Origin of the sequence: Bacillus sp. G402, from assembly GCF_051172515.1 — a bacterium.
Classification (GTDB): domain Bacteria; phylum Bacillota; class Bacilli; order Bacillales; family Bacillaceae; genus Bacillus; species Bacillus altitudinis.
In genome coordinates this window covers 750,035-764,160 of the sequence record NZ_JBPIZC010000001.1, presented here as the reverse complement: position 1 = coordinate 764,160, position 14,126 = coordinate 750,035, and the positions used below count along the sequence as shown (strand labels likewise).

At 41.1% G+C, this 14,126-nt stretch carries 10 protein-coding genes; 9 read left to right on the top strand and 1 reads right to left on the bottom strand.

Features of this window, described 5'->3' with window-relative positions:
* The first annotated feature begins 8 nt into the window (after nucleotides 1–8).
* The 3 genes from ACSBQP_RS04090 (at nucleotide 9) to ACSBQP_RS04080 (ending at nucleotide 3,390) form a co-directional block, all read left to right on the top strand.
* Nucleotides 9–1,433, top strand: a complete 1,425-nt coding sequence (locus ACSBQP_RS04090) for a LutB/LldF family L-lactate oxidation iron-sulfur protein (RefSeq protein ID WP_435028206.1) — start codon at nucleotides 9–11, stop codon at nucleotides 1,431–1,433.
* The gene (locus ACSBQP_RS04085; protein WP_025207389.1) at nucleotides 1,430–2,152 is read left to right on the top strand and encodes a LutC/YkgG family protein; all 723 of its coding nucleotides are present in this window, start codon (nucleotides 1,430–1,432) and stop codon (nucleotides 2,150–2,152) included. Before ACSBQP_RS04090 ends, ACSBQP_RS04085 begins: the two co-directional genes overlap by 4 nt.
* Nucleotides 2,153–2,481: 329 nt before the next feature.
* A complete protein-coding gene (locus ACSBQP_RS04080; protein WP_435028205.1) occupies nucleotides 2,482–3,390 on the top strand; it encodes a DMT family transporter in 909 nt (302 codons plus the stop codon).
* 53 nt (nucleotides 3,391–3,443) lie between these two features.
* Here ACSBQP_RS04080 and ACSBQP_RS04075 read toward each other — a convergent pair whose 3' ends face one another.
* Nucleotides 3,444–3,587 carry a hypothetical protein gene (locus ACSBQP_RS04075; RefSeq protein WP_169476029.1) on the bottom strand — a complete coding sequence of 48 codons (144 nt, stop codon included), beginning with the start codon at nucleotides 3,585–3,587 and terminating at the stop codon, nucleotides 3,444–3,446.
* Between the two features lie 114 nt (nucleotides 3,588–3,701).
* Here ACSBQP_RS04075 and ACSBQP_RS04070 point away from each other — a divergent pair, with 114 nt between their 5' ends.
* The 6 genes from ACSBQP_RS04070 to ACSBQP_RS04045 all read left to right on the top strand — a co-directional run bounded on the left by ACSBQP_RS04070 (nucleotide 3,702) and on the right by ACSBQP_RS04045 (nucleotide 14,101).
* The gene (locus ACSBQP_RS04070) at nucleotides 3,702–5,918 is read left to right on the top strand and encodes an RNA ligase (protein ID WP_254001271.1); all 2,217 of its coding nucleotides are present in this window, start codon (nucleotides 3,702–3,704) and stop codon (nucleotides 5,916–5,918) included.
* Between the two features lie 64 nt (nucleotides 5,919–5,982).
* Nucleotides 5,983–6,693, top strand: coding sequence for a DUF421 domain-containing protein (locus tag ACSBQP_RS04065; protein WP_017359590.1), 711 nt, complete (start codon nucleotides 5,983–5,985; stop codon nucleotides 6,691–6,693).
* 228 nt (nucleotides 6,694–6,921) lie between these two features.
* Complete coding sequence (locus ACSBQP_RS04060) at nucleotides 6,922–7,503, top strand: TetR/AcrR family transcriptional regulator (RefSeq protein ID WP_017359589.1); 582 nt, start codon at nucleotides 6,922–6,924, stop codon at nucleotides 7,501–7,503.
* Between the two features lie 21 nt (nucleotides 7,504–7,524).
* A complete protein-coding gene (locus tag ACSBQP_RS04055; RefSeq protein WP_136944339.1) occupies nucleotides 7,525–10,668 on the top strand; it encodes a bifunctional cytochrome P450/NADPH--P450 reductase in 3,144 nt (1,047 codons plus the stop codon).
* 383 nt (nucleotides 10,669–11,051) lie between these two features.
* Nucleotides 11,052–11,960, top strand: a complete 909-nt coding sequence (locus ACSBQP_RS04050; protein ID WP_008343827.1) for a trypsin-like serine peptidase — start codon at nucleotides 11,052–11,054, stop codon at nucleotides 11,958–11,960.
* A gap of 146 nt (nucleotides 11,961–12,106) precedes the next feature.
* Nucleotides 12,107–14,101: a glycosyltransferase family 39 protein gene (locus ACSBQP_RS04045; protein WP_435028204.1), complete on the top strand. Its 1,995-nt coding sequence runs from the start codon at nucleotides 12,107–12,109 to the stop codon at nucleotides 14,099–14,101.
* Nucleotides 14,102–14,126 lie beyond the last annotated feature (25 nt).

Here is a 14,126-nt window from a genome sequence, read left to right as displayed (position 1 = left end):
AACGGCACATGAGTATGAAAATTGGAAAGAAGGCTTTTAAAGAGCGGATCGGCGAAGGATTAGAAGACGATGTGATGAGAAGAGCTGTTTCCTCTGCACAGGAGCGTCTGTATAAAAGACGGATGACTGCAAGTGAAGAGCTTGGAAACTGGGAAAAGTGGCGTGAACTTGGAGAGGACATCAGGCAGCATACACTTGCCCACCTTGATGACTACTTATATCAATTAAGTGAGAGCGTGAGTAGACGTGGAGGTCATGTGTTTTTTGCAAAAACAAAGGAAGAGGCATCGGCGTACATTCAAGATGTCGCACAAAAAAAAGCAGCAAAAAAGATCGTGAAATCAAAATCAATGGTCACAGAAGAAATTGAAATGAATCAAGCGCTAGAAGAGATTGGCTGCGAGGTAGTTGAAAGCGATCTTGGAGAATATATTCTTCAAGTTGATGACCATGAACCACCTTCACATATCGTGGCACCAGCCCTTCATATGACGAAAGAACAAATACGGGAAGTTTTTCACGAAAAGCTTGGATATGATATGTCAGAGACTCCTGAAGAAATGACCAAATTTGTAAGAGCTTTGTTACGAGAAAAATTTCTTGAAGCAGACATTGGTGTGACGGGCTGTAACTTTGCTGTGGCTGACACAGGATCGATTTGTCTTGTGACGAATGAAGGGAATGCGGATCTTGTCACGTCCATTCCAAAGACACATATCGCAGTCATGGGGATGGAGCGGCTTGTACCAACGATGGAGGAGCTCGATGTCCTTGTCGGTCTATTGTGCCGAAGCGCAGTAGGTCAAAAGTTAACAAGCTATATCTCTGTCGTGGGGCCAAAAGGAGAAGAAGAAGTTGATGGGCCAGAAGAGTTCCATTTGGTCATTGTGGATAACGGACGGTCAAACATATTAGGGACAGAATTTCAGCCAGTTTTGCAATGTATTCGGTGTGCAGCCTGTATCAATGTGTGCCCCGTTTATCGGCATGTTGGCGGTCATTCGTACGGATCAATTTACCCGGGTCCGATTGGTGCTGTTCTTTCGCCGCTACTTGGAGGATATGACGACTACCAAGAGCTTCCTTTCGCCTCAAGTTTGTGCGCAGCCTGTACAGATGCTTGTCCAGTGAAAATTCCACTTCACGAATTATTAATCAAACATCGACAAGTCATCGTTGAAAAAGAGGGGAGAGCGCCTAAAGTGGAAATGATGGCAATGAAAATGTTCGGAATGGGCGTATCCACTCCTAGAATGTATCGATTTGGCACAAAAGCAGCCCCTGTGCTCTTGAAACGTATGGCTTCAAACGGACAGATTTCAAAAGGTGCGGGTCCTTTAAAGAATTGGACAGAAATTCGTGACCTCCCAGCGCCAAGCAAAGAAAGGTTTCGGGATTGGTTTAAAAAGAAACAAAAGGAGGAGCGGCAATGAAAGGAACCATTTCTCATCGGGATTCATTTTTAGCACATATCCAGCAACAATTAGGCAAAAGCTCCTCCAAGCCTGCATCTATTCGGCGTCCGGTTTGGAAGCATCGAGTCAATTGGGAAACAAATGAAGGTCTGTCGAAAGAAGAATTGGTAGAGCAATTGAAGGTGCAATGTCAGCAAATTCATACGAGAGTGGTAGAAACAACACCAAAAGAAGCACCCTCAACGTTACGATTATTGATGAAAGAGTATGGAGAAGGTCCTGTGATGACTTCGAGCGATAGACGTTTTGCACAATATGAATGTCATCCTATGTTTCAAGCCTTGCAGAAAGAAGGAATCTCAGTCACTAGCTGGAATGCAGATACATCAAGAGAAGAAAATATAAGGCAGGCAGAACAAGCGAAATATGCAGTGGTATTCAGCGATTACACACTTGCAGAATCCGGAACCGTTGTTCTTTCCTCCCATCAAGGTCAAGGGAGAGCACTTCATTTTTTACCGATGATGTATATCGTATGTATTGAAAAAAGCACAATTGTCCCGCGGATGATTCATGCTGTTTCAGCTCTTCATCGCCTAGTAGAAGAAGGAGAGCAGACGAAAGGCGCCATTCATTTTATATCAGGTCCAAGTAATTCTGCCGATATTGAAATGAATTTAGTGGTTGGTGTTCATGGGCCGGTGCGGGCTGTTTATGTATTAATAGATGATGAATAAGGGCTTTCGTGAAGAAAGCTTCAGCGTATAGGCAAACCCTCGCATTCGGTGTCAGTCCTGTGCTTCGGTGCTCACGATGTTAAATTCGCTCCGCGCCGATGCTCGTCCTTCCTAGGGCTGCAAAGGTTTTCTATCACGCTGAAAAGAAGACAAAGGGCTAAAATAAAGTTCATTTTAGCCCTTTGTCAACAATCTGGGGCTTTCGTGAACAAAGCCTTTTTTATGTAAACATTCTTAAAATTCATCTTGCCTCTAGGCGAATAGTCATAGTAAGATGACGTCATACAAGATGAGAAGCTCATCTACTGCTGATGTAAAGGAAGCTGCTAATGGAAATGAAGACAAATGCTCCAAAGAAGTCGATTGCGGTGCCGCTTGTGATCTCAATCATTGCGATTTCGTTTTCGGCCATTATTGTGAAGTGGTCAAGTGCGCCTGCTGCTATTTTAAGTATGTATCGAATGATATTTGCGGCGGTTTTGATGCTTCCCTTTATTCTGCCGCGTCAAAAAGAGTTTGTCTCGTTAAGGCGGAGAGACTGGTTTTTCTTATGTATGTCAGGTTTCTTTTTAGGGCTCCATTTTGTTTTGTGGTTCGGCTCATTGAAGCTCACCACAGTGGCGAGCTCTACAATCATCATTGCACTTCAGCCGATGGTGTCATTATTAGGCGGATTTCTCATTTTTCGTGAACGAACAACGAAGTCAGCCATTTTCACAATGTGTGCGGCGATTGTTGGTGCGCTCATGATCGGATGGGGGGATATCGGACATAGCCAAGACGCCATTATAGGAGACATTTTATCCTTTTTCAGTGTAATCGCTGTTGTTTGTTATTTATTAATCGGTCAACAAGCTGTGAGAAAGATATCTCATTGGATTTATAGTTTTTGTGTATTTGGTTTTGCCGGCCTTTTTTTAATTTTATTTAACCTTATACAGCAAACGCCTTTTGTGGGCTATTCGGGTAAAGAATGGGGGATTTTTTTACTGCTCGCCATTATCCCTACCATGTCCCATGTCATTAACAACTGGCTGTTAACCTATGTGAATGCGACAACTATTTCAATGAGTATTCTAGGCGAACCTGTTGGGGCAACGATACTCGCTGTTTTACTGCTTGGAGAGAAAGTCACGCTGATGCAAATGTTCGGTGGTCTTCTTGTCCTTTTAGGTGTCTTTTTCTTTTTGATGCAGCAGCGACAAGGAATCGTGATGAAAACAAAAAAATCCGGTTAACTCCCGGATTTTTTTACTCTTTTAAATGATTTTTTTCAATTACTTTGTTTAATCTAGCCTCGACTTTCTTCAATTCCACTTGTTTTCTTCGTATCATTCGAATCGCGATGACAACGATGGTCACGATCAATGCAATAAATAGAAGAGAAAATACTTGAATACGATATCCCCAATGTTGAATGCAGTATTCGCTTCATTAGGCATGTGTAACCCTCCTTATATCTATATATTGCCATAAAAAATAAAAGATTGAGATTTATCCATAATTTATCTATAATAGGTAAAATATCACTCATTAAAGGAGAACCATTATGAGAACTTTAGTCCTTTTACGAGGTCTCCCAGGTGCAGGTAAATCAACTTGGATCAAAGAACAAGGCTTAGAACCATATACATTATCAGCGGATCAGATCCGTCTGTTAACCCAGCCTCCGCAGTTATCAGTCAATGGGAAGCCGGAAATTTCAAGCAAACATGATCATAAAGTCTGGTCTTTATTATTTGAACTCCTCACAGCCCGAATGGAACGAGGAGACTTTACTGTCATTGATGCAACACATGTCACAAGTAAGTCCATTTCGCAGTATAAATCATTAGCTACTTCATATCGCTATAGAGTGTATGTTGTCGATTTTACGCAAGTGCCTCTTGAAACATCCCTGCTGCAAAATCGCGGTCGAGAGCCGCACAAAGTAGTGAAGGAATCTGTGTTATATCAAATGAATGAACGGTTAAAGACAGAGAAGGTGCCTTCATGGGTAACCGTTTTGATGCCTGAGGAATATCCAGCTATTATGACTTATCAGCCCAGATCTTTTGATCAGTATGAGGCCATTCATGTCTTCGGTGATATTCACGGCTGTTACACAGCTCTAAATACTTATTTGCAAGGAGACTTGAAAGAAAACGAGCTTTATATCTTTGCAGGTGATTTGCTTGATAGAGGAATAGAAAACAAGGAAGTGTTAGAATGGATGCTGGCACATAGAGAATGCCGCAATGTGATCGTCATTGAAGGAAATCATGATCAGCATCTTTACAAATATGCACATGAAGAAAAAGTGAGAAGTAATATGTTTAACCGTCATACTGCGCCTGAAATTGCGGAAGCAGGTTTTGACCTAAAAGAATTAAGGAAGTTTGTCAGAACATTTCATCAGCTCACCTATTTTACGTATCATGGTCAGACATTTCTTGTCACCCATGGTGGGCTTGCTCATTTGCCAGAAGAGCTTCTGCATGTCTCAACGCAGCAGCTTATTCACGGAGTAGGTGAATATTCAGATGACATTGACCACTTATTTGTGCAAAACACTTCTGGATTAGATATCATTCAAATTCATGGTCATCGCAATTTATATAGACTGCCTATCCAAGCGGCGGATAGATCTTATAATCTCGAAGGTCAGGTTGAATTTGGCGGACAGCTGCGTGTGTTAAAAATCACAGCAGGCGGGATTGAGACACATGAAATTGACAATCCTGTCTACAGAGCTTCTGAAAACAAGCAACCGGTCTTTGTTCAGCCCAATGTGACGCTGGATGATTTTTTAGCCCATTTAGATCAGCATGAATATGTACAGGAATTAAAGCTGCCACACGATATTTCATCTTTTAATTTCACCAAAAAAGCATTTAGTGAAAGACAATGGGATGAAATAAATGTCAAAGCAAGAGGGTTGTTTATCAATATGACTTCAAAGCAGATTGTGTCTAGAAGTTATAATAAGTTCTTTAATATTGATGAACGTCCTGAAACCAGAATGCAGCATTTAGTGAATCATCTTCAATTTCCTGTGACGGTCTTTGATAAAGCAAATGGATACTTAGGCACGGTTGGGTTTAACGACATAAAAGATGAGCTGGTGTTTACGTCCAAATCGTATACGTCACATGTGAAGCAAAATCAGCATGCTGCTTGGGTCGAAGAGCTATTTTATGCGACCTTTGACGATGTGCAGGTCGATTACATCAAATCATACGTACGCGACAACCATGTATCCCTTGTATTTGAAGTCATTTTGCCAGGGAAAGATCCGCATATTATCACATATGATCATGATCAACTCATTTTACTTGATATCGTGAAGCGTCAGCTGAGCTATGAAAAAGAACCATTTGCTGAAGTGAAAAGGCTCAGTGAACAGCTTGGCATGCGGTGCAAACAGCAAGTGGCAGTGTTTCATGATTGGACCTCTTTCTATAAATGGTATCAATCTGTATCACATGATGACACAATCAAAGAAGAAGGCTATGTCATTGAGGATAATAGCGGCTTTATGACCAAGTTAAAGCTTCCTTATTATCAATTTTGGAAGCAAATGCGATCCATTAAACAGCGTGTTGCAGATAAGCGCTCCACCCAAAAATATATGCAGGCTTTGCAAACAGCAGAGCGAGCAAGATTTTATACATGGCTACTCGAGCAAGATCCAGTAAACGTGAGAAACAGCTCAATCATTGAGCTGCGTTCACAATTTGAGCAAACGGAAGCGGGCCATTTGAATAATGACGGAATAAATGCATAGTCTAACAAAGAGTCTTTTCTAGAGAAAAGGCTTTTTTTCATGAAATCGAAAGGTGGAAGCTGAAATGCCAGATCATATTGAAGTCATACTTCGAACCATATTTGCTTTTGCTATTTTATTCGGCGGTGCCCGTCTTCTTGGAAAGCAAACCATTGCACAAATGAATATTTTTGATTTCATTGCGGCGATCAGTCTAGGTTCAATTGCGGCGAACTTGGCGTTTAATACTACGCTTCCGCTTCATCACACAACCATTTCTTTTGTGACACTTGTGATCATTATTTATGTGATTTCTTTACTTGCTTTAAGAAGCCGGAAGGTGAGAGGTTTTATGGCCGGTAAACCAACGCTTGTGATTCAAAATGGCAAAATCCTTGAAGAGAATATGAAAGGAATGAGGTATACACTTGATTATTTAAATCAACAGCTCAGAGAAAAGAATGTGTTTGACATTAGTGAAGTTGAATTTGCAATGATTGAAACAGATGGGCATATGTCGGTGAAAAAATACCCTTCATTTGATTATGTCACGCGAAAAGATCTTAACCTATGGATGCAGGCAGAGCGTTACATGCCCATTGAAGTCATTATGGACGGAAAGCTCATTTTGAAAAACCTTCATGAAAACCAATTAACGGAGCAGTGGATATATGAAGAAATTCAAAAAAGGCAGCTGTCTTTAAAAGACATTGTTTATGCGGTTCGTTCAAGTAATGGCAGTTTATATATTGATACATATGACGATCACATCCATTCTCCAATTGACCAAGAATGAACATATAGTTCAGTCGACACCCGCGCGTCACAGAACTGCCAATATTTATAAGTCGTTTGGATGTCATCTATCTAGGTATCATTTCTCAATTATTATTATTTTCAGAAAATGTAGTGACGGAGAAAAATAAGTATGTTTAAGTATAAATAGAAGAATTTAAAATATTAATATAATATACACCAAGCGGAATGAATATTCATTCCTGATAAAACGAAAGGAGAGGATGAAATGCCCGCAGCAACTACTGATAAACAGGAGCAGATTATGAAGGCTTCTCTGGACTTATTTATTGAACGGGGTTTTGACGGTACAACGATGCCGATGATTTCGAAAAGAGCCAATGTTGGAGCAGGAACCATTTATCGTTATTTTGATAGTAAAGAGGCTCTTGTGAACATTTTATACCAGCGAAGCCTGACTGCATTTATCGACAAGGTGAATACAAACAGTCCAGACCCTAAAGCAAGCATTAGGGCTTATTTCAAACATGTCTTTTATTGCTTAGTGCTCTTTACAAAAGAGAATCCAAGTGGTCTGTACTTCTTAGAAATTGACAAACGCTCACACTATTTAGATGAGAAAAGTAAAGAGAAGATGCAGCAGCTATTAAATGAGCTATTTCATATTTTTGAAGAAGGCAAAAAGGATGGAATTCATCCAAATCTTTCAGGGAGAACGATTTTATCCATTGTATTTGGAGCGTTCGTTCAGCTTCATAAACAGATTCTAGCAGAGGAAATTGAACCAACGATTGAATTTTTAGAAGATATTGAGCAATGCTTATGGCGTGCCATTAGCGTTGCATCATAAAGAAATAAAGGGAGTGGGCACATGCAACAAACATCAATCATTCCAAAACCAAAAACATACGGACCTTTAAAAAATATTCCTCATATCAAAAAAGGAGAGCTTTCTCAAACCTTTTGGCGGCTGGCAGATGAATTAGGGCCGATCTTTCAGTTTGAATTTTCAAAAGCAACAAGTATTTTTGTTTCCAGCCATGAACTTGCTAAAGAAGTATTTGATGAGAGGCGTTTTGATAAATTCATTGGAAGCAGTCTCAATAAAGTGAGAACATTTTCAGGGGATGGGTTATTCACAAGTTGGACAGAAGAGCCGAATTGGAGAAAGGCTCATCACATCTTGATGCCGGCGTTTAGCCAGCAGGCCATGAAGGGCTATCATGAGATGATGCTCGATATTGCCACACAGCTTGTACAAAAATGGCAAAGAACGGGCCGTGATGAAGAAATTGAAGTAGCAGAAGATATGACAAAGCTCACTTTAGATACGATCGGGCTATGCGGCTTTGATTTTCGATTTAACAGCTTTTATAAAGAAAATCAACATCCATTTATTGAAAGCATGCTGAATGGTTTAAATGAAGCGATGGATCAAGCAAGCAGATTGCCGGTCGCAGATAAATTAATGATCAAAAGAAGAAAAGAATTTGAACAAGATGTTGATTTTATGAAGCAATTAGTAGATGACATTATTCAAGAACGGAAAAAACAAGATAAAACGGGCAATGATTTACTTTCTCTCATGCTACATGCAAAGGATCCTGAAACAGGTGAACGCCTGTCGGATGAAAATATCCGTTATCAAATCATTACCTTCTTAATAGCAGGTCATGAAACAACAAGTGGATTGTTGTCATTTGCGATTTATTTTTTACTAAAGAATCCAGACAAATTAAAAAAAGCCGTACAAGAAGCAGACAACGTGCTACAAGGCGGACTGCCGACATTTAAGCAGGTTCAAAAACTAAGTTATACGCGTATGGTCTTAAATGAAGCACTTCGCCTCTGGCCGACGGCGCCTACGTTCTCTCTTTATGCGAAAGAGGATACAGTCATTGGAGGAAAATATCCGATCCAAAAAAACCAAAGTGTCAATGTGCTGCTTCCTAAATTACATCGGGATCAAGCGGTTTGGGGGGAGGATGCAGAAGAATTCAAGCCTGAACGTTTTATGCATCCTGAAAAGATTCCACAGCATGCCTATAAACCGTTCGGAAATGGCCAGCGTGCATGTATTGGGATGCAATTTGCCCTTCATGAAGCCACGATGGTTCTGGCGATGGTTCTGCACAACCTTGAACTGATTGACCATACGTCGTATGAACTGGATTTAAAAGAATCTCTGACCATTAAGCCGAATGATTTTAAAATCAAAGTGCGGCCAAGAAAGCAGCAATTCTTTATGGCGCCTCCGAAAGAAGAACCAACAAAAAGCACGGCATCTGCTGAAGCAAAAATAGCGAGTCATGGAACACCGCTATTGGTCTTGTACGGATCAAATCTGGGCACAGCAAAGCAGATGGCAAACGAATTTGCTGAAGACGGGAAAGCAAAAGGGTTTGACGTGACAACGGCACCGCTTGATGATTATACTCGAAAGTTACCAGAGTCAGGCGCAGTTTTAATTGTAACGGCTTCATACAACGGTCATCCGCCTGACCATGCGAAACAGTTTGTGGATTGGGTGACGCAAGATGAGGAGCAGGATCTATCAAACGTGACATTTGCAGTCTTTGGGTGCGGAGATCGAAATTGGGCGAGCACATATCAGCGTATTCCTCGTCTGATTGATGAAGCACTTGAAAGAAAAGGGGCGAAGCGTGTAACGGATATTGGTGAAGGCGATGCGGGCGGTGATATGGATGAAGATAAAGAAACATTCCAGAAGACAGTCTTCGATGAGCTTGCAAAAGAATTCAATTTAACCTTGCAGGAGAAACGCCAAGAAAAGCCAAACCTATCCATTGCATATACGAATGAGCTAGTGGAACGTCCTGTAGCTAAAACATACGGTGCCTTTTCAGCTGTTGTATTGAAAAATCAAGAATTACAATCTGAAAAAAGTACCCGCCAAACAAGGCATATCGAACTTCAATTACCTGAAGGCAAGCACTATAAAGAAGGAGATCATATCGGAATCGTGCCAAAAAATAGTGCAACACTCGTTCAGCGAGTGACCGATCGTTTTAAGTTGGATCCCAAGCAGCACATGATACTCTCTTCGGAAAAAGAAGCAAGTCATTTACCATTAAATCAGCCAATTCAAATCGGAGAATTGTTGGCGTCACATGTAGAGTTGCAAGAGCCTGTGACACGTACTCAGCTAAGAGATCTTGCAAAATATACGGTATGCCCACCTCATCGTATTGAACTTGAACAAATGGCGGGAGAAATTTATCAAGAAGCTGTATTAAAGAAGCGTGTGACCATGCTTGATTTACTAGAACAATACGAAGCATGTGAACTGCCATTTGATCATTTCTTAGCCCTATTACCAGGATTGAAGCCTCGTTATTACTCGATCTCCAGTTCGCCAAAGGTGGATGAAAAGAGGCTTAGTATCACAGTAGCTGTTGTGAAAGGAAAATCATGGAGCGGACGCGGTGAATATGCAGGCGTCGCATCAAACTATTTATGCGGACTGCAAGAAGGAGATGAAGTGGCCTGCTTCCTCCATGAAGCTCAAGCAGGATTCGAATTGCCGCCTTCTCCTGAAATACCAATGATCATGATTGGACCAGGAACAGGTATCGCCCCGTTTAGAGGGTTCATTCAGGCAAGGGAAGCATGGCAAAATGAAGGGAAGTCGTTAGGTGAAGCCCATCTTTATTTTGGCTGCCGCCACCCGCATGAAGATGATCTGTATTATGACGAAATGCAGCTTGCAGAAGAAAAAGGAGCCGTCACCATCCACCGTGCTTACTCTCGCTACGAGGAGCAAAAAGTGTATGTCCAGCACTTCATTAAAAATGATGGAGCCAAGCTCATTAAATTGCTCGACAAAGGCGCCTACCTGTATATTTGCGGGGATGGAAAGGTCATGGCACCAGATGTCGAGGCAACACTTATTGAACTGTATCAGACTGAGAAACAGTGTGCGAAAGAAACAGCTGAACAATGGTTGACATCTCTAGCCAATGACAACAGATATGTAAAAGATGTATGGAGCTGATCATGTTGAAACCGCCAAATTGGCGGTTTTCAGCATGTAGACAAACCCTCACATTCTTTGTCAGTCCTGCGTGCTGGTGCTCACGAATGTCAAATTCGCTCCAGTACTCGTCCTTCCTAGGGCTGCAAAGGTTTTCTATCACACTGAAAAGAAGACAAAGGGCTAAAATAAATCACATTTTAGCCCTTTGTCAACAATCTTGAAACCGCCAAATTGGCGGTTTTTTCTGTTTTCAAAGAGAGATCGCTAGAATAAATATTTGGAAGATACAAAACACCTAATTTACAAATGAAATATTTTGTAAAAAATAAGAATATTCTCTCATTTACTCCAATATGAAACAATCGTATCATTTTTGATATAGGACATAAAGGAGGAATATGATGAAAAAGGTGAAAAAATTAATCCCTTCTCTACTCGTTTTTGGTGCTTTAAGTGTGCCTAGTTTTGCCCATGCAGCATCTGATTCAGTACTTACGTCTGACTATGACATGGTGACTTCTGACGGAAAGGTGATTTCTTCAGCTGACTTCCACAACGATATGAAAACCCCCTCATCCTTTGACAAAGTGGATGATCTCTCTTCTACTATTGGCGAAAAAGTAAAACCACTCACAAAATATTTAAAAGACTTTCAAACAAAAGTAGTCATTGGAGACGATGGTAGAACAAAAGTGACGAATACAAGAGTAGCCCCCTATAATTCTATTGCTTATATTACATTTGGCGGATCTAGCTGCACCGGAACACTCATTGCTCCAAACAAAATATTGACAAACGGACACTGTGTCTACAATACAGCCACAAGAAGCTATAGTGCAAAAGGGTCTGTCTACCCAGGCATGAATGACAGCACGGCCGTGAACGGCTCAGCAAACATGACCGAATTCTATGTACCAAGCGGATATATCAACACGGGGGCGAGTCAATATGATTTTGCCGTCATTAAAACAGATACGAACATTGGAAATACGGTCGGCTACCGCTCTATTCGTCAAGTGACAAATCTAACAGGTACAACGATTAAAATTTCTGGATATCCAGGTGATAAAATGAGATCGACTGGCAAAGTGTCACAATGGGAAATGTCAGGTCCAGTCACGAGAGAAGATACGAATCTCGCATACTATACGATCGATACATTTAGCGGAAACTCTGGCTCTGCGATGCTAGATCAGAACCAACAAATCGTTGGGGTCCATAATGCGGGTTATTCAAACGGAACGATCAACGGCGGACCAAAAGCGACTGCTGCTTTTGTTGAATTTATCAACTATGCGAAGGCGCAATAAAAAATAGGGCATTCAGCTTGTTTCCTTTACAGGGGACAGGCTTTTTTTATCGTCAAATGCAGAAAAGTTTCTTTTTTTGTTCATCACTATTTCATATTTAAAAGCTATGCTGAATGAAATAAATGAAAAAGAAAGAAGAGATATGAGTGAAAAATAAAAAAATAGATATGATATTGTTGTTGATTTTACTGATCGCAGCTTTTCTCTACACTTATCAAATTTGGCAGAATGACAGTGCCAATCAATATTATTTAGCTGCAGTCAAAAGTATGTCCAAAAGCTTCCATCACTTTTTTTATGCCTCGTTTGATGCAACTGGATTCGTATCAATTGATAAACCACCCTTCGTTTTATGGATTCAAACCATCAGTGCACTTATTTTTGGCTTTCATACATGGAGTGTGATATTGCCGCAGGCGCTTGCTGGAGTGGGGTCTGTTCTTCTTCTTTATCTCATGATAAAACCGGCTTTCGGTCAAGGTGCTGCAAGGGTGTCAGCGGCCGTTATGGCTCTCACACCAATTGCCGCAGCTGTGAGCAGAACGAACAATATCGACAGTATGCTCGTCTTCACATTACTTGCGGGTACGTATTTCTTGATGCGTGCTGTAAAAAGAGGGAAGTTGCGCTGGCTTCTTATTGCCTTCGCTTTGGTAGCGGTAGGATTTAATATGAAGATGCTGCAAGCGTTTATGGTCGTTCCAGCATTTATTTTCTACTATTTCATTGCTGCTCGCGTACCGTTAAAAAAGAAAATTTTCTCTCTCTTATGCTCTATGGTCGTATTAGTCTGCTTATCTCTATCGTGGGCAGTTGCTGTAGATATGACAGCTGAAAGTGAGCGCCCTTATGTGGGAAGCAGCCAAACAAATTCAGTGTTAGAACTTGCCTTTGGTTATAACGGCACGGAACGGCTGCTTGGTCAGACGACAGGGAAATCCTTTGGAGACATGAACCAGCAAGCAGGTATGGTGATGCCAGATCATTCTGGATTAGGCGATTCGTCAGAGGATCAGTCAAACAGAAATCAGCCGCCTCCATCCCAAAATCAAATGATGCCACCTCAACATGGTCCAGGTGGTGGTTCTCCGCCTGGAAGTGCTGTAGGTCAACAAAGTATGAATATGAATGGCACTGGGAATCCCGGCGTATTTCGTTTATTTCAATCTGCATTGTCAGGTCAAATCAGCTGGATGCTGCCGTTTGCTTTGTTTGGGCTTTTAGGGATGATCATCAGTTGGTGGAAGGAGAGAAAAGCTCAATTAAATGAATGGAAACAAACGATGTTTTGGACAGCATGGCTGATTCCTGCTGCCGGATTCTTTAGTATTGCGGGTTTCTTTCACCATTACTATCTCATTATGCTTGCCCCGCCTATCGCAGCACTAAGCGGCATAGGAGCTAAGAAGATGAAAGAGTTATTTAAGGCAAACAAAGGAGTATCTGCGTATTTGCTTCCAGCAGCAATCGCTGTTACAGCCATCTTCCAAGGGTATATTTTGAGTAACTATACGACTCAAATCAGTAGTATTTGGATGTATGCCATTGCGATTGCGGGAACAAGTATCGCTATCCTATTGCTGATGTATAGAGAAAAACAATTGATAATGAAACGACTGCTCATCACTGCTTTGACAACGCTGTTACTGTTTCCAGGTTTTTGGTCCGCCACCCCAATCATCTATGGTGGAAATGCTGTTCTTCCAGAGGCAGGTGTACAGCTGGCTAGTTCACGAGGAGGGAACATGTTTACATCTAGTGTCGATCAAGGCTTACTCACTTATTTAAAGGCTCATCAAACAGGTGAAACGTATTTATTTGCAATGCTTACGACTGTTACCGCAGCGCCATATATCATTGATGAAGATGAGAATGTCATGGCATTAGGTGGTTTTAATGGGACAGATCCTATTTTGACTGTCAACAAATTAAAAGCACTTATTCAACAAGGAAAGGTGAAATACTTTTTATTACCAGACAATCAGTCATCAGCTAACAGCAAATTGGTTAGCTGGATTAAATCACATGGTACAGTCATCTTATCTGAAGAATATAAACGATCCTCATCAGCTGAAGAGGGGATGCCGTCCGAGATGTCTTCACAAAACGAAACATTATATAGAGTAGATGAAATATCTTAAGTAGAACAAGGCGAATGATGAAGAG